We start from the raw sequence: 19,391 nt of genomic DNA, 5'->3' as shown, positions 1-19,391 counted from the left end.
TTGATTGGTTCGAGAATATCTAAATGAAAAGGAGAAAGTAGTTATGTACATAGCACTATTTATTATCAGCGTAATTATGTTCGGGTATCTGATGTATGTACTTATCAGACCTGAGAAGTTTTAACGGTATTAATCTATTGAAGATATGAATACAGAGATTTTAGGTATTGTGGCACAGATTGTCCTGATGGTCATATTAGCATATCCCATCGGGAAATATATCGCCAAAGTTTATAAAGGTGAAAAGGTTTGGTCGGATTTCATGACTCCGGTAGAAAAGTTCATGTACAAAGTATGCGGTATCAATCCGGCAGAAGAAATGAATTGGAAGCAGTTCTTGCGGGCATTGCTCACTATCAACCTCTTTTGGTTCCTTTGGGGAATGGTGTTACTGACAGCACAAGGTGTTCTACCACTCAACCCGGACGGGAACATCGGACAAAGCGTTCACCAAGCATTCAACACGTGTATCAGTTTCATGGTAAACTGCAACTTGCAACACTATAGCGGTGAAAGCGGTCTTACCTATTTCACACAGTTGTTCGTTATCATGCTTTTCCAGTTCATCACCGCGGCAACGGGCATGGCGGCAATGGCAGGTATTATGAAAGCGATGGCAAGCAAGAGTACGCAGACCATTGGTAACTTCTGGTATTTCTTGGTAAGAGGATGCACACGAATTTTACTACCGTTATCATTAGTGGTCGGTTTTATCCTTATCTTACAGGGAACGCCAATGGGATTCGACGGTAAGATGGAAATCACCACTTTAGAGGGTACGACACAACAAATTTCACAAGGCCCTACGGCTGCCATCGTACCTATCAAACAATTGGGTACTAACGGCGGAGGCTACTTCGGCGTAAACTCCGCCCATCCGTTGGAGAACCCTACTTACCTTACCAACATGCTGGAATGTTGGTCTATCCTGATTCTGCCGATGTCTATGGTATTCGCACTCGGTTTCTACCTGAAGCGTAAACGGCTCGGCTATACCATCTTCGGCGTCATGCTGTTTGCCTACATCGTCGGTGTGGTTATCAACGTCAATCAGGAAATGGGCGGCAATCCTCGCATCGACAGCATCGGCATCGCTCAGGACAACGGGACAATGGAAGGTAAGGAAATCCGCATCGGTGCAGGGGCTACTGCATTATGGAGCGTGACGACTACCGTCACTTCCAACGGCTCGGTCAATGGGATGCACGATTCCACCATGCCACTATCCGGCATGATAGAGATGCTGAATATGCAGATTAACACATGGTTCGGCGGTGTCGGCGTGGGATGGATGAATTACTATACATTCATTATCATTGCTGTATTCATCAGTGGACTGATGGTAGGGCGTACGCCTGAGTTCCTCGGTAAGAAGGTGGAGGCGCGGGAGATGAAAATTGCCACTATCGTGGCGTTGCTGCACCCGTTCATCATCCTTGTCGGCACGGCACTCGCTGCTTACCTGTTTACCCATGCACCGGGATTTGTGGAAAGTGAAGGCGGATGGCTCAACAATCCGGGCTTTCACGGACTCGGTGAGATGCTTTACGAATATACATCCTCTGCCGCCAACAATGGTTCCGGTTTTGAAGGTTTAGGAGACAACACATGGTTCTGGAACTACTCCTGCGGTATCGTCCTGATTCTCGGACGCTTCTTGCCGATTGTCGGCCAAGTGGCAATAGCCGGACTGCTCGCCCGGAAAAAGTTCGTGCCGGAGAGTGCCGGAACGTTGAAGACAGATACGGTAACATTCGGTGTGATGACGTTTGCTGTCATCTTCATCGTGGCAGCTCTGTCTTTCTTCCCCGTACAAGCTTTGAGCACGATTGCAGAACACTTTAGTCTGTAATTAAGTAACGAGCTTTGATAACTAACAGAGTTATGCTCTGCAACAAACGACTCCGACTTGCAAACATCATAAAACATTGCAAGCCGGAGTCTTTTTCATATCGCCTATTGTTACTATTATTTCCAAAGGCTACACCGATAAACATTATAGGACTAAAAACTTTGAACTATACCTATGCCCATTCTTCCAATAGCGCACAAGATACGTTCCGGAAGGTAAACGTTGCCCTGTAAAGTCAATACCGAATAATGAATACACCCGGAAATGCTCTACTTCCTCTGAAGCCCAGAGATAACCGTCTTCTACGAAGAAATCGACAGTTGTATTTATATCCGTCAGGTGGGAAACTCCCTCCATATAGGCTAACTTTTTAACCTGTTTCGGTGAAACTGCATGTTGAAATATATAAAGCTCGTCCAATACTCCCTGATAATTATACGCTTGCTCACTCATTGTCATTGCTCCTATCGTCAGATTCTCGGCAGTATTCCCCATATCCCCTGTCAAAGACTTATATGTATCGAGCATTCCATTATGATACAACTCCAACGAGAAACCGGTGTAAACCACACAGAAATGTTCAAATCGATTCAGGGTTAAAGGCATGGAATAATCCAAGTCTACCACACCCGAAGCTGTCTTTACCGTCCATCGAAGGGTCATATCCGGATTGACAGACAATTTGTAACGGTCTTGCCAACTGCCATGACTTACCAAGAACTGTTCTGCCCCGTTCTTCTGCTGCGGACAAATCCAAAGGGAGATAGTAATAGCATCCCTGAAATTCAATTCATCGGAGTTAGGTAAATAGAAGAAATTATTCTTTACTTGCAATGCTTTTACCGAATTGTCGGCAGCGTCATTCGTAAATATCGGAGAAGCTCCGCTGTATTGGGCTGCCACCACACCCGAAACCTTATCTTGTAAACTATCATCAAAAGGGAAATAAAGCAATGGAGTAACTTCGTCATCGTCATTGCTTCTGACCAATACCTCATAATCTTTCGATACACTTCCCCGTACGGTAGAGGCTGTACACGTCAACGTATAAATTCCTTCAGCATCAGGTAATCTCCACATTACATCATCCTTCGAATCTATTTCATCCTCGATAGTTCCGCCATTTATCGTCCACTTTATATCTGTCGGTTGTGCATGGTTCTTCAATTGAACAGATGCCCGAACAACAGAGTTCGGCTGCACGGGCATAGTTTCCTCCACTTGAATCCCTGTAATCTCCGGAACACTAACTTGCGTATCCAAAACAAAGAATTCCACCGAATCACGGCAAGACGCTCCTTTATCTTCTACCGTGACATATAATTTATGCGCCCCAAGCGATAAATCGGCCGGGAACTGTATGGTAGAAGAAAGTTGTTTCTCTACTTTATCTCCATCTATCTCCCAAGCAAATGTGCAAGAAGAAGTAGTATGCTCCACCGTTGCCCGCGCCACTGCAGTCTGCCCTTTCACAAGATAAGAACTTTGCATCTCCAGATTCTTGATACGCAGTCGAGAGCCAAAGTCATTACCCGCATGATAATCTATCACACAATGACCTGCATACAGCAAACGTCCGTCTTGACGCAGGGATACATTTTCCGGCACAAGAGTCAGTAATCGTACACCGTCTGCCGGAATAGTCAGTGCATAAGTCCCTGAGACCGCTTCCGACAAAAAGACTTCGGATACGGCATCATAAATCCGATAACTGCCAGCAGGTAAATGCACAGAAACAGTACGTTTTTCGGTATAAGGATTATAATATAAATAGGTAGGATACTTTAGACGTCCGTCCAAATCAGTCCGATTCAAATCCAACTGTAGAATAGCTTCTACATCCGTTGATTCTACCACTGCTGCCAAATAGCCGACACTCGAACCGCTATAAAGTGACAAATTTGTTGCAGCCCAACCACCTTTCAGTGCATCACCCATCGCAAACGGGCCGGTTCCCTCCCATTTTTCTTTCATTGATTCGAAAGGTATCACTGCATTGGCATCATATTTCCGACTCCATGCCAAGCTCGCCTGCTCCTGATGAGTATCGGGCAATGCGTCGGTATAAAACAAACGACTGGCATTTGCCAGATTCAACACCCAACGGGCATAAGCACGGGCAAAGCGTTTATCATATTTGGCTACCGGAGCCAGTGCCGCAGCTTGTTGAAAACCATTCATCACGAAAGCATAATCATTGCCTCCATCATTTGCCTCGCCTATCAACCCGGAAACATCATAATCTCCCCATCGTCCGACAATACATCCCCAGCCGCGTAACGCCCCTCGATTAAAGCACCAATTAAACATCTTCTCCAGATCATAGTCTGTACCCTCTAACGCATTCATTTTCGCAGCCACCTGAACACCATAAGCCAACTGTAACTCATAAGAGGGATTACTCGTTAAACTATTCAGAAATTCCAAAGATAATTCGGCTCCTTTCAAATACTTACGTTCTCCTGTTTCCAGATAAGCATGATACAGCAGCCATGCGATACTCCCGGCACTTTCGGGTTCTTTAACACCCGATGTCAATGGTTTTCCTGTTATTAAATCATAAGCCCGATGGTTCATATCCGGCAAACGCCATAAGAAAGTATTTCCTCCCAAACCCGAGACAGCTCCCAGCCACTGATCTGCAACGGATATGAACTGTTCCCTTGCCAAAGCAGCCGGCAAATCGGCCAACTGATACAACTGATAGAAATACACATTCGGCATTACATCATACCACCAATCTTTCCCCGATTTGGAAGAAAAGCCATTCAAGTAAACATTCTCACCATTCCTTACATTATAAAAATCCATCACACCTTGTGCAAGTTCGAGCCTACTCCTCTCTTCACATCCGGTTAAATAAGCAGAAATAACTGCCGGCATAACATTAATGGCTTCCGAACCTTTTCCGTGGGAGTTCCATCCCACATACGTATCCATATAGATCGGGTTGTACTGAGCATAATTCATACCTGCCTTTTCCTGAGAAGACAAAGGGAAATGCTCCCCTTCATGCTCGTTGAATACCAAGTCTACATACTGCTCCGTAACGGTTTTCCAATCACGTAAGAGATAAGGTTGCGGAATATGCGGCATCTTCTCGATACGTGGAATAGCAATTTGTTCCGTCTGTCCATTCGATATCATACAAAGACAAAGAAGCCCGACAAACAATATTTGTTTTCTCATACCTATATCCTATTTATTGAAAAAGGCACGGTTGTATCCCAGCCGTGCCTTTTCTCATCAAAACTTATTTAAATTATTTTTCGTCATTATACAACTTATTCACCTGACCATCCGTTAAAGCGACAGTGAAAAGTTTCAATTGATCCATAGAGCCATGGAAGTAATCCCATGCGTCAACTGATGGTTTGAACCAATCACTCCAAGCAGCCATAGCTTCCTCATAAGTAGTGCTGGCACCAATTATCAAAGGAAGGGTTTTTCCTGTAGGAGATACATAATCGGCAGCCCAAGTATTGCTAGCCAATGCAGGTTTACCTGTCTCATCCCAAGTCTTGGTCAATTCACCATTTACATAGAACTTCAAAGTGTGGGATTTATAAGACATAACCACTACCAAATGTGCCCATTCATTCTCTTTTACAGATTGCGGCATTTCATTATCAGCATCAATAATACCTTGCTCCGTTGCTACTGTAAAGAACGGCTTATTCTCATCCTGCAAATTAAACTTAAAGGTATTCCAATAGTTCAAAGAAATAATATAGTTTCCGGCAACTGTTTTTGTAGGTTTAACCCATACTGATAAAGATAATTCATCTTTCAATAAATCACCCTTTGTATAGTCGGAAATTTCCAAGTGTGCACCCTTATCAAAAGAAAGAGCCTTGCCACCTTTAACACCTTCTACAAACAAAGGCTTTTGAGTATCAGTACCAAAGATTTCAGCAGGTCCGGCCTTCAAGACAGCAGTCCAAGGCTTAACACCATTAGAAACTAAATTGTCACCTTCTTTTTCAAAATCCCAAGCACATACCATTTTATCCGTAGGAAGTGCATCATAAGCAGATGCCAAGAATGTTGCTTTGGCTTCTTGAAGCTGCGTCAACATATTATCGACTTCCGTCTGACTAGGATTCTTTTCCAAACCGGTCTTAACGGCAGTTATAATTTGCCGGAAAGCATCAATTGCTGTTTGCGGATAATCAGTTGTAGTTGCAGCTTCCAACAAAGCTGTACATGCAGTTAATTCTTCATTCAACGCAGCAGTATCAGCCTTTACCACTTCCTTGTCATCGTCATCATCCGAACAAGATGTCATAAGTGGTGCAACTAAGGTTACTGCCAAACAAAACGCTACTAATTTAAAATACCTTTTCATAATACTATACATTTAGTTAATAAAAAAAATTGTTAATTATTTTATTCCGAGATTAGAATCTAACTCCGTCTGAGGTAAAGGGAAATAATATCTGGGTTCTATCCATGTAAACCCGGAACCGAGTGCCTCTGTTGCCACCTCTTTCCCCCAACGCATTAAATCAAAGAAACGATGAAACTCAAAGCCCAACTCCTTACGACGTTCCGTGCGAATCAAACTACGCATTTCACTTTCCGTTTTACCGGAAATGTCTGCAAGTCCTGCACGATTACGAACTCTATTCAATGGAGCTTCCGCCAAATCGGGATAGTGAAGTTCATTCTGGCATTCAGCTTTCATCAGCAAGATATCGGCATATCGCAAATAAATATAAGCCAATCCGCCATCACCCTTACGCCCGGCATCTACTTCAGTAAGCGGTTGGTTATGCTTCTTCACCAAGTAACCTGTTGATGACCAAGAAGATGAAAATGTATTATCATTCAACCATGTTTTTCCATCACGACCAATAGAGGCATCCAAACGTAAATCATCGCTTCCATCAGTTTGCTTTTCGGTAAAGATATCCACCCAGCTCTGAGTAGGATTATCAAAAAAGTACCCGCTCTCAATAGAAGGAGCCAGCCATTGATTCAACGCATTGCTACAAGTCGGAACTTGGTTTGATAAGAAACATATAGCAAATATGGTTTCAATGCTATTTTCATTTCCTAGCTTAAAAAGATTCTCATAAGAATCCAAATCATATAGATTTAAAGACTCTAAATTCTGAATACTCGTCAATGCTTCTCCATATTTCTTCTGATATAACTGCGCTTTTGCCAGCAAACCATAAGCTGCTCCTCTCGTTGCACGACCGGTTTCCGTCACCGCATAAGAAACAGGAAGGACTACGGCATCCGTCAAGTCTTTCTCTATTTGAGTATAAATACCCTCTACAGAAGATAAACCTACATAAATATTTTTATCCGAGTTTTGAGGATAAAGCTTCAACGGTACTTCTCCAAAGATATTTACCAATTGAAAATAAGAATAGGCACGTAAGAACTTAGCCTCAGCAATCATCTGCTCTTTCTTTGTGGCATCCATCGGAGTATTCTTTATTCCATCAATCACATTATTGGCACGACTAATTGTTTCATAAGTATTTTGCCAAAACTCAGCGATAACTCCATTGTCACTCTGAACCGTAAAATCATCAATATAGCCTATCTCTGCCTGGTCACCATCGTTACCGCCTTTTACGGCATCATCCGAAGCAACGTCTCCGAATTTCCAGAGGTTAATACTATAGGCAGCAGCATTATAAATTGCATTTACTGCTAATTGTGCCTGTTCTTCATTCGACAGGATATTAGTAGAATTATAATCTCCTTTCAAATCTTCAGTCAAGAAATCATCACATGAAGAAAGCCCTGCCAATACTAAAAATACATATATTAATCTTTTCATTGCTCTTAAATTTAGAAGGTTAAATTAACTCCGAACGTATATGTTCTACAAGCCGGATAAGTACCCCAATCAATACCGTTTGCACGGTCTCCTTCGCCTGATGAGTTAGCACTCACCGTCATTTCCGGGTCAAAACCACTATACTTTGTCAGAGTAAATAAGTTTGTTGCAGCCAAATAAATACGAAGACGGTCTACTTTCCATTGATTCGTTTTAAACGTATAACCAATCTGCAAATTCTTCAAACGGGTATAAGAGGCATTTTCCAAGAAGCGGGTAGATACGCGAGCATTATTAGATTTTGCTTTCCAGCTCGCACGCGGATACTCATTACTGGGATTAGTTTCTGTCCAACGATTATCATAATAACGCTTTGTTACATTGAAACCACGATAAAAGCCTTCATTATCCGTCAATATCTGATTATATATTTTATGTCCATAAGCTCCCTGGAAAAATGCGCTGATATCAAAGCCCTTCCATTCAGCACTTAAGTTCAATCCCAATGTGAATTTAGGAATAGAGCTTCCGACATGCTTACGATCCTTAGAATCAATAGTTCCATCTTTATGAATGTCTTTGAACTTTACATCACCGGGTTTTATACCGGCACCTTGATAAGCCGAAGAAATAATTTCATATTCATCCTGAAAGATGCCATCCATTTCATACATAAAAAACGAACCAACCGGATAGCCAACTTCTGTCTTCGTTGCATAAACACCATTATCTACACGCCCACCAACTACCGGTGCATCAATTTCCAATACTTCATTATGAAGGAAACCACCGTTAAATGCTATATCGAACCGACCATCTTTAAATATATGATGGTAAACCGCTTCAAAGTCAACACCACGATTCAATACTTTACCACTATTAATCCAAGGTGAAGAGGCATTACCAATTGATGGCGGATAAGGAGCTTGCATCAACATATTATCCGTAATCTTATTATAGAAATCAACAGAGAAACCCAATGCTCCTTTTAGAAACTCCATATCCAAACCAACATTGAATTGTTCACTTGTCTCCCACTTCAAGTTCTCATTACCTAACTGAGTTTGTGCATACCCGTTGGCAGCAACCCCTCCGAAAGGATAATAGTAATTAGGACTGTAACGGTCTGAATAAGCATAAAGACCTACATTTTGATTACCGATAACTCCATAACCTGCCCGTAACTTTAATTGATGGAAGATTTCCTGATCTGCCATAAATGCTTCATTGCGGATATTCCAGCCACCGGATACCGAATAAAAAGTTCCCCAGCGATTATCGCCAATAAAGCGGGATGTTCCGTCTTCACGCAATGTGGCATTAATGTAATAACGGCTTTTATAATCATAATTAGCTTGCAAAAAGAAAGAAGCCAATGTAGAAGCCCATTCACTCTGACTCGATTCTCTTTTACCATTGCCATTACCTATATATATCAGATTTTTGTCCCAAATAGAAAAATCCTGATCAGAATTGTTGGCTGTTTTAGCAGTTTCACGAATAGCCTCAAAACCGACTAAAGCAGATACAGTATGAGCGTCATTAAATTTACGATTAAAATTCAAGGTTGTATTGAATGTCCAATTTAAATCTTCTTCATTGGCAATCGTCAGGCTATTAGGATTATTTATACGATTGTTATCTCCCCAAGACCGATTGTACACCTTCTCCTCAAAACTACGGTAATCAACTCCGAAGTTCGTATTCAAATTCAGATTAAACGGTAACAATATCTTAGCATTAACTTTAGCAAACAAAGTCTTATTGTTCTTATTACGGTCTGTATAATCAGCTAATGCCTCCGGATTATATCCGTCACCAAAGAATGTATCATAAATAGCATTTCCAAAATAAGTGCTTGGCTTGTCTATATAATTACCATTGGCGTCTTTCACCGGAATAGCAGGGTTACGGAACATAGCATAACGCACAACACTTCCCCCCTGATTATTTCCATAACCATCACCAGAGCTGGAAACCGATTTTGTATTAGCGATACTACCATTCATATTCATGCCAATATGCAACCATTCCTTTGCTTTTGCATTCAAATTAGCACGGAGTGTCCCTCTCTCGTATCCACTATTTCTGATAATACCATCTTGATTAAAATAGGAACCTGAAACCAAATAACTCACATTATCATTTCCTCCGCTCACTGACAGTTCATGCGAATGCATCATTGCAGTACGGAATATCTCATCTACATGGTTTACATTTGCCAGATTTCCCAACATATCGTCAGTTATAAAACTACGCTGAATACTTGTGCCTATATTATCGGCCGCTGTTGCCTCATTATAAAGCTCAACATATTCTTTTGTGTTAGCCATCTTTACCAAATTAACAGCATTCTGTACACCTACCGTTCCATTATAAGAAATCCTAGCTTTACCGGACTTTCCTTGTTTAGTAGTAATCAAGATAACGCCATTTGTAGCACGTGAACCATAGATAGCAGCGGAAGATGCGTCTTTCAGTACCGTAACATTCTCAATATCATTCGGAGAAATATTATTCAATCCTTCCGAAGACGGAATCCCGTCTACAATATATAAAGGAGCGTTATCCGAATAAATAGAACCTACTCCACGTACACGAACTGAAATATCAGCCCCCGGAGCACCTGTGGCTGCCGAAACTTGTACTCCGGCAATACGTCCTTGTAAGGCTTGCTCGGCAGAAGCCAATGGAGCAGCAGTCAATTCTTTCGTTCCTACTTTCGAAACAGCCCCTAATACATCCGCCTTTTTCATTGTGGTATAACCTACCACAACCACTTCATCCATAACTTCGGACTTAGCTCCTAGTTTTACATCGATAACCGTACGACCTTTAACACTCTCTTTTATCGTTTCATAACCAATATATGATACGACTAACACTGCATTCTCCGGAACATTGAGTGAGTATTTACCATCCAAATCTGTGGTCGTACCGGTGGCACTTCCTTCAATCATGATATTTACTCCTATCAGACTTTCTCCGGAAACAGCATCTGTAATGGTTCCTGTAACCATCTTCGTTGTTTGTGCAAAGCTCAAAGATGAAATGAGCGTGACACAAAGCATAGTCCACATTTTTTTTAACATTGTGCTCATAGTTTATTTATAGCTTAAAGTTTGTTTATTCGCTGTGATGATATGATTACCATCTTTTTCTAATTTTGTACCGGCAGGAAGTTCAACAATGATACGGCTCTGATCAGCCGGAATCATTATCTCCTTAATTCCATTAACATTCTTAGTTACATACTCTTTAGCTACAATATCAAATAAATCAACGCCTGCCGCCAAAGGGTAAGTAATTGTTTTGTTTTCTTTATATGGATTATAATAGAGATAAACCGGATACGGACATTCTGCATAGAAATCCGTAGTATTACAGTTCACTTGCAAGATTCCTTCTACCGATGTAGTATGTACCATTGCTCCCAGAATACCGACAGGAGAAGTGCTATATACACTAAACATACTCTCGGGAGGATTAGAACTTGTCCACTTCGGCCCATCTCCAATAGCTACCGGAGACACTCCTTTTAAGACTTCTTTACCATAATCATCACTTTTGCGCAATCCTTCATAAGCAACATTTCCTTTGGTTAAATCACGCATCTCCGGTAACCATTGATGTTGTTCATCTATTTCATTCGGATAAAATAAACGGCAGGCATTTGTCAGGTTCAACATCCATTTACCTATTGCACGGGCAAATTGCGGTTCATATTTGACCATCGGTACTAAAGGCCATGCTAATTTTACTGAATTCATAAAGAAAGCGTATCCACCATTATCCATGATACTTCCTTGTAAACCATAAACATCGTAATCTCCCCAACGCTCTGCAATAACTCCCCAACCATACCGTGCATTTTTATCGGTACAACCATCAAAAGTCCAATCAATGATTTGCTTAACATCATAATTTGTTCCTTGTTCTGCATTCATCCGGGCAGCAGCAATAGCACTCATTTGTAACAGAATTTCATAAAAGCGACTCTCTTTCTGATTAAATATAACATCCAATGCAGATTTTGCATGAGCCAGGTAACGTTGATCTCCAAACTTCTTATAAGCAGCATATAACACCCATGCATGCCCACCGGCCGCATCTTGCTGTAAAGGGATATTATTGATAACTCCCTCCATTTTACTATAATCAAAATAAGAATAATCATAATTACCATTTAATATCGAATCAGCTTTACAGAATTGTTCGGCAATGCTACGTTGTATGTACTCTGCACCTTCTACATTCGGATATAAATCACACAAAGCATAGTACAACACATTCGGGAACACATCATACCACCAATCACGTCCATATCCACCCCCTAATAAAGCAACCGAAGGGTTCGTATTATTCATAATTATGTTCCATCCATTATCTGAATTGAAATAATTCTGAACCATCTTCACATAGTTACGACCATTCTGATCCGTTTTATCAATACCGACCAAAGTACTACCAATCAATGCAGCCAAAGAGTTTAAACTCTCATGGAATTCTCCATTATTATTTAGCGGACCTTGTCTTGAATCATTTATTGCCGTATAAATACCGAATGTCTCCTGATTGATATTCCTCCTACTGTTATCATACCAAATCAGTGGGTTACCATTCACCTTATTTTCTTCATTGAAGATATATGCATCAAAGTCTTTCGCTTTTTGCTCCCAATCCAATATTTTATAAGGTTGAGGCACATTAGGCATTAATTCCACGCGATTAATTGCCACTTGCTCTACCGGTACACCAAATGATTCTTCCTGACAACTTTGTATCGTCACAGTTGCACACATAGCAATTATAAATACTATTGCTTTATTTAATCTATTATTTTTCATACAAATCACAAGTTTTAATAATATGTTTTGCTAATGGTAAAGATAATAGCTGCAATCCCCCTACAATGGGAAGTGCATATTTTAATGAGAAATCTTCAGAGACTTTAAAAGCTAAGAATAAGAAAAGCAACAATCCAAAAGCACGTCCTACAAATAATCCGATTTCATGGCTCAGAATATAAGCATACTCATTTCTTCCCTCCTTCTTAGAAACGACATCTATTACGCGCAACATAATCGGATAGTAAGCCAAATCATGTAATGGCTGAAATATCACTTTACAAAGGACAAAAATAATCACTCCTACAGCTGAATAAAGGACACCATTGACTAATGTTCCTATAAAAAATATAATTAAACCTATTGAAAACACAATGATACGATGCTTAGGCTTTGTCATACGCCCCAATACATATACCAAAATAGCAGTAACACCACCACTGATACTTTGAATTAATCCCAAAGTTCCTTCTTCACCAACTAATTTCATCACCAATATAGCAGGTGCCGTAACCAAAAAACCTTGCACCATCCCCTTCAAGGAAGCAAGTGCCAATAACTTATTCCAAAGAGCATCAAACTTAAAATATAGGAATTGCTTCGATATCGGATTCTCGTAATTACCCCGTAATATATTGAAACAAGCCAAAATTGCTATAATTGTTGCCATTATTGTGACAATTCTATAAGCTACAGTTACGTCAATCTGAATTCCGGCAAAGACTTTACCCTGCAACTGTGCAATCATCGCTCCTACAACTAAAGGTACAAGTATTTGTCCGACCGTGAAGCCCAGACTCTCTAAGCCAAAAAAGTAATTCCGATTATCATCATTGGTTGAATTTAACGTAATCAGATAACGGTTAGTCCAGAAGAAGCCGGAAGCTGCTCCCATTATAAAACCGATAACCAATAATTCTGCAATACCTAACTGTTCAAGCATCATCATACCAACCATTGATATAGCTGAGAAAAGAATACCGGCACAATATAAATAAGCAACTTTGATATTTTTCAGCAACCAACCATTAATCACCGACGTAAATACAATTCCCGCATACATGGCCAACTGATACAATGCCACATACACAGGTTTACCACAGCTACGCATAATATAAGCACCAACAAATATTTCAACAATCGGCAATACTAAAGCATAAAGCATATTAGTTATCAACAGCACACGCATATTGCGTGGACATTGCTGAAATACGCGGTACTCGTTTAAAAGTTTCTCTATCATATTTAAACCTTTTATACGTTCGTATTTACATCTTCAAGGAACGAAGAATTTCTACTATGGAAAAAGTTGCCGAACAGATTACTTCATCACTGGCACCATAATATATATGAACCGTATCCCCATCAACGAACTGTCCGTTTGTAAAGACAACATTTCCAAAGAATCCTGTCTGTTCGTAAGAAGCTACCGGCTCCATAATCGGTTCTTCACTACGTGCTATTACTTTAGTAGGATCATTTAAATCCAGCAATAAAGCTCCTAAGCAATATCTATTTTCAGCATTGGCTCCATGATAAATCTCCAGCCATCCTTTATCCGTTTTTATCGGAGCTGCTCCCGCTCCAACACGAACTGCATCCCATTTTCCGGGACGTGTAGTGGCTATGCAATGATGCTTGCCCCAATGAATACGGTCGGGGCTCTCTGCCAACCAAATATAATTCCCCCCTAATTCAGGACTACTGGGACGATGAAAAGCATAGTACATACCATTCACTTTTTGTTCCCAAATAGCACAATCTTTATTATGAGGAGGGAATATCATACCATGACGAATGTAATCCTTAAAATCCCTTGTTTCAATCAAACCAACACCTACCGCTACGGAGGAAACCTCAGTAAAAGTCAAGAAATAGCCATCCTCTGTCGTTGCAACTCTACAATCCTCAATACCAAAAGCTTCCAAGGCACCTTTCCCGAAAATCGGAGGATAGGCAGGATCTTCATAAAAGTTCACGCCATCATCACTACACACCAGGCGCAAATACGACATCGTAGTCAAATAATAATTGTTTTTATATACGATAACACGGGGATCAGAAGCATCTAAATCCGGATCATTCTTATCGAAATGGAGAACTTCAATTTCTCCCTTATCATTATAAACAGGAAAACTGATTTTACCTTCTAGTTGTTTCGGACGTTCAGCTACACGTAATAGTAACCAAATCTTGCCATTCATACGAAACACTCCGGGATTCAACAAACAAACAATTTCCATTCCTTCGATACCGGGTTTCAGGTCGGAAGGTTTTAAGATAGGATTCTGTAGATTTCTTTTTGCTATATCCATAATATTAATGATTTTAATAGGCCAACATTCTATTCGAAACGTAAGAAATATCCCGTCTCGATTTCGAAAACAAATGTAAGGTTCTGCTAGGTAGAGAGCATCTACTATGATTTCAAAAGGATATACTTCTCTAAAAATCATCATTTTGATACCATAGTATACTAATTTGAAATTATAGTATACGTTCTATAATTTGATTCCAAGTATTTTTGAAACAGAAGAATTAATTCTATCTTTGTTTTCCAACTTATTCTATTACGATGAATAAAACAAGAAACTTCAACTTTACGATTTGCTTTCTTTTCGCTTTGTTCCTATGTACAATTAAAGGGAATGGACAATCTGTAGAATACTATCATCTGAACAACAACAACGGACTAAGTAACAGTGCTGTCAATACTATTTTTCAAGATAGTGAAAATATCATGTGGTTCGGGACATGGGACGGATTAAACAGGTATGACGGAACCCTATTCGAACAATATCGGCCACAAAGTCGGGAAAAAGCATCTTTATCACATCAAATTATTCGTTCAATATCCGAAGAGAATAATAAATTCTTGTGGATAACCACTGACTATGGAATAAACCGTATGAATAAGCAAACGGAAGAATTTGACCATTACTTTTTAGATTATCACAAATCTTATATTTATCAAGAAAAATCATTCTCTTGCAGTATAAACCATAACGGGATTATAGCAGCAGCTTTTAAAGGTAGCGGTTTATATCTGTTCGATCAAGAATCAGAATCGTTTACTCCGGTTCAAATAGACGGATATAACAGCAATCCGGCTATTACAGCATTATTTTTTGATGAAAGAAACTATTTGTGGTTACAAGAACAAAGTGATAAATTACTCCGAATTGAAATAACCCAAGACCATCAAGCCAAATTAATCCAAGAAATAATACTCCCTGAAAAAGTAGAAAATATCTTTTACGACCAAAATAAATACATTTGGTTTACACAGGACACCCAGCTCCATTATATTAATGTATATGATATTAAACCTAAGATTAACCCGACAGATATTAAAATCGAAGGAACACTTAATACAGTATACAGTCACAATAACCAAATATTTATAGGAACAACAAACGGATGCTTTGTATTTAGTAATAACCGCTTAGTCCGCTATCTGGATACCGAAGTATCTGTACTTTCCTTATATAAAGGTACACAAGATATTCTATGGATAGGAACCGATGGAAAAGGTATCTACCAGAAATACAAAAAGCCCAATTTTATCACACTTATCGATCAGAAAAGGTTTGCCCACACGAATAATTTTCCCATTCGTGCCATATTACAAGATAAAAATAATAATATATGGATTGGCAGCAAAGGAGGAGGGTTATCCCGTATTTCCTATTTAGGAGTACCCAACTTTGAAACATTCTCAAATTATAATGTGGGTATAGGTAGGACTTATAACTCCGTACTATCACTAGCACAAGGCAATAATTGTATTTGGGTCGGTACCGACGGGTTTAAGTTGCAATACTTCGACACTCAAAACAATAAACTAAAATATCCTGATTTCCTTGATTCCTCATTAGCCCAAGCCATATGCTCTGTTTATAGTATTCTGCAAACCGATTCATCAACACTATATGTAGGTACAAGCGGTGAAGGTTTCTTTAAGCTATCAATCAATACTAAAAACCAAATAGAGAACATCACCCAATTCAAACACATAGACGATAACCCCAATAGTGTCAGTAGCAATATTATCTATGCAATACTCGATGACGGAGATTTCTTATGGATTGCTACACGGGGAGGAGGGCTGAATCAATTCAATAAAAAGACGCATCAATTCTCTATTTATAAAAATGAACCGGATAACTCTAATTCCATTTGCAGCAATGATGTCATTTCTTTATTAAAAGACAGTTCCGGGAAACTATGGATAGGAACCACCTCGGGCTTGAGTATATTGACAACAGACAAAGATGGAACAAACAAATTCAAATACATTGAAGAGAGTTCGGGGTTACCCAATACGAATATACATGCCATCCTGGAAGATTGTTATCATTATATTTGGGTCAGCACCAGCAACGGGCTTGCAAAGATTAATCCCAACACCTATCAAATTACAGCTTACTACCATGAAGAAGGGTTACAGGATAATGAGTTCTCCGACGGAGCAGGCTTCGCCAATGCTAAAGGCACAGAACTATATTTCGGTGGCATTAATGGTTTTAATATTTTGCATCCTTCCCTGATTGCCAGCAAAGATTTCACCCCCAACCTTATTCTCAATCATGTGAAAGTAGATAACATGCCTTATCAAATTCACCAAAATACGATTAAGACAAATTATCAAACAGGGTCAATCAGCCTCTCTTTCTCTGTATTGGATTACTTGGATAATAAAAAATGCCAGATTGCCTATAAATTAGAAAAACGAACATTGATAAGCAACAAGAAAGATGCACAGTGGAGCTATATAGGTAACAATAGAAACATCATCCTAAACGAGCTTTCATCGGGAGAATATACCCTCTACGTAAAATCCTGTAACTCCGAGCAAGTATGGAACACTCCTATGCAGTTTTCCATATTAATTACACCTCCGTTGTGGGCAACCCAATGGGCTATCTGGTTGTACATTCTGATAGTGACATTAGGAATATGGTTGTTTTACCGAGTTAAAAAGACCAGGCTCATCATGAATCATGAGTTGGAAATGGAAAAACAAGAGAAGATAAAAAAGGAAGAGATACATCAAGCCAAACTACGGTTCTTCACTAACATCGCCCATGAATTCTCCAATTCAATCACTCTTATCTATGGTGCCATAGAGCAAATATTCATGAACGAAAATCCCGATGTAAAAATAAAGAAGCAACTCTTGGCCATACGTCGGAATACAGAGCGCATGCATGAGCAAATACAAGAACTAATGGAGTTCAGAAAAGCAGAAACGGGTCATCTACATGTACAACTGGAACAAGTAGACATCTGCGAACTAATAAAATGTACTTTGGACAACTTCATAGATATAGCCGACTCTAAAAAGATTAATCTGACATTTGATATTCAGGAAAATCTGCCATTATGGATTATAGACCGCAGTATGTTGGAAAAAGTAATATTCAACTTATTATCCAATGCCATAAAATACACACCGACAGAAGGATACATTAAGATTAATGCTACTATTGATACAAACAATCAACTTATAATCGCTTGTACGAATAATGGTCCGGGAATACGTCCGGAGGATTTATCCAATGTATTCAACCGGTTCACCATTCTGGATAACTTCGAAACGAAACTTTCCCAAGGACTATATACCCGTAATGGTATAGGATTGGCTCTCTGCAAAGATTTAGTCAACTTAATGGGAGGAGTTATTTCCGTCAACAGTGAAATCAATCAATATACGACTTTCACCATTACATTGCCCCATCATACCGACAATGAAATATCTGTTGTAAAGGAGATGATGACCGCACCGCAGGATAAAACGGCAGGGCTTTTCACCAATCAGCGTCCCATCGTACTTATTATCGACGATCAAGAAGATATCCGTACACTGATTAAAGATGTTTTAGGTGAAGAATATGAAGTAATTCCGGCATCCAACGGATTGGTAGCTTTGAACATATTAAAAGATACATTGCCGGATTTGATTATTTGCGACATCATCATGCCACAAATGAACGGCATAGAGTTCATCAGTCAAATAAAGAAGGAGAAACGCACGCAATACATCCCTATTATCATGCTTTCCAGCAAATCGACCATCGAAAGCCACATCAACGTATTAGAAACGGGGGCCAATATGTTCATCAACAAGCCTTTCCATCCACGATACCTAAAGGCTGCGGTAGAGCGCATTCTGAAGAATGACAGTATGATGAAAACTTTCTCCGAATCACCGGCCGCTTACCGGGAAAAGTACAACAACACACTGATAAGCAAAGAAGACAAGCAGTTTATCGACCGGGTTATCGAAGCTATCAGCAATAACTTCGGAGATGAAAACTACAATCAGGATTCCTTATCCAGTGATTTAGTCATCAGCCGGGTACAGTTATACCGGAAGATTAAGCAAATCACACAATCCACCCCCGGAGATTTCATTCGGAACTATCGGTTGAAGCAAGCAGAAAATATGCTGATTCATACCGACAAGACCGTATCGGAAATTATCCTTGAATGCGGATTCCATAACAAAGCCTATTTTTATCGCGAATTTGCCAAGTTACACAATTGCTCACCGAAAGACTTCAGGGCACAAAAAGGACAAGATGAGGATGCTAAAAGCACTGATCTATAAGCCCAAATGACAAAATCCGGTTATAAAATCAGTCCCGAAAATTTATAGCCGGTTGATATGCTATTCAACATACGGTCCTTTGTTTGCAAACGATAGGAGTTTGTAAACAAAGGACCGTATGTTTGTTTTCAATCGACCGTATGTTTGTAATCAAACGTCCTGATGTTTTTTAAAAACAACCTGATGATTGAAAAAGACACCAAGGTGATTGTAATCAACGTCAAGTAATCTGTTGAATGATTCCATCTTTTCCCTCTCACAAATATACCTTTCAAAACA

10 protein-coding genes are annotated in these 19,391 nt (G+C 39.8%); 3 read left to right on the top strand and 7 right to left on the bottom strand.

Annotation, left to right across the window (positions count from 1 at the left end; all coding sequences use genetic code 11):
* Positions 1 to 43: 43 nt before the first annotated feature.
* Together kdpF and kdpA are read left to right on the top strand one after the other, a co-directional pair.
* A complete protein-coding gene (kdpF, locus tag DXB63_RS18425) occupies positions 44 to 124 on the top strand; it encodes a K(+)-transporting ATPase subunit F (RefSeq protein ID WP_122126546.1) in 81 nt (26 codons plus the stop codon).
* A gap of 21 nt (positions 125 to 145) precedes the next feature.
* Entirely contained in the window at positions 146 to 1,852 is a 1,707-nt protein-coding gene (kdpA, locus tag DXB63_RS11240; protein WP_122126509.1) for a potassium-transporting ATPase subunit KdpA, read from the top strand.
* Between the two features lie 144 nt (positions 1,853 to 1,996).
* Here the strand turns inward: kdpA and DXB63_RS11235 are convergent, their stop codons facing one another.
* From DXB63_RS11235 to DXB63_RS11205, 7 genes are all read right to left on the bottom strand, one after another.
* Entirely contained in the window at positions 1,997 to 5,041 is a 3,045-nt protein-coding gene (locus DXB63_RS11235) for a LamG domain-containing protein (RefSeq protein WP_122126508.1), read from the bottom strand.
* Between the two features lie 73 nt (positions 5,042 to 5,114).
* Positions 5,115 to 6,200: a LamG domain-containing protein gene (locus DXB63_RS11230; protein WP_158563671.1), complete on the bottom strand. Its 1,086-nt coding sequence runs from the start codon at positions 6,198 to 6,200 to the stop codon at positions 5,115 to 5,117.
* Positions 6,201 to 6,236: 36 nt separating this feature from the next.
* Positions 6,237 to 7,652 carry a RagB/SusD family nutrient uptake outer membrane protein gene (locus DXB63_RS11225; RefSeq protein ID WP_122126506.1) on the bottom strand — a complete coding sequence of 472 codons (1,416 nt, stop codon included), beginning with the start codon at positions 7,650 to 7,652 and terminating at the stop codon, positions 6,237 to 6,239.
* 11 nt (positions 7,653 to 7,663) lie between these two features.
* Positions 7,664 to 10,744 carry a TonB-dependent receptor gene (locus tag DXB63_RS11220; protein WP_122126505.1) on the bottom strand — a complete coding sequence of 1,027 codons (3,081 nt, stop codon included), beginning with the start codon at positions 10,742 to 10,744 and terminating at the stop codon, positions 7,664 to 7,666.
* A gap of 12 nt (positions 10,745 to 10,756) precedes the next feature.
* Positions 10,757 to 12,454 carry a hypothetical protein gene (locus DXB63_RS11215; RefSeq protein ID WP_122126545.1) on the bottom strand — a complete coding sequence of 566 codons (1,698 nt, stop codon included), beginning with the start codon at positions 12,452 to 12,454 and terminating at the stop codon, positions 10,757 to 10,759.
* Between the two features lie 34 nt (positions 12,455 to 12,488).
* The gene (locus tag DXB63_RS11210) at positions 12,489 to 13,739 is read right to left on the bottom strand and encodes an MFS transporter (protein WP_178300759.1); all 1,251 of its coding nucleotides are present in this window, start codon (positions 13,737 to 13,739) and stop codon (positions 12,489 to 12,491) included.
* Between the two features lie 28 nt (positions 13,740 to 13,767).
* Positions 13,768 to 14,814 carry a glycoside hydrolase family 130 protein gene (locus DXB63_RS11205; protein WP_122126544.1) on the bottom strand — a complete coding sequence of 349 codons (1,047 nt, stop codon included), beginning with the start codon at positions 14,812 to 14,814 and terminating at the stop codon, positions 13,768 to 13,770.
* Between the two features lie 260 nt (positions 14,815 to 15,074).
* On the opposite strand from DXB63_RS11205, the gene DXB63_RS11200 reads away from it, so the two are divergent.
* Positions 15,075 to 19,112 (top strand): hybrid sensor histidine kinase/response regulator transcription factor, encoded by a 4,038-nt coding sequence (locus tag DXB63_RS11200; protein WP_122126503.1) that lies wholly within the window; start codon positions 15,075 to 15,077, stop codon positions 19,110 to 19,112.
* Positions 19,113 to 19,391 lie beyond the last annotated feature (279 nt).

Source organism: Bacteroides sp. OM05-12 (assembly GCF_003438995.1).
Taxonomy (GTDB): domain Bacteria; phylum Bacteroidota; class Bacteroidia; order Bacteroidales; family Bacteroidaceae; genus Bacteroides.
This window is presented reverse-complemented; position numbering and strand designations above follow the sequence as displayed.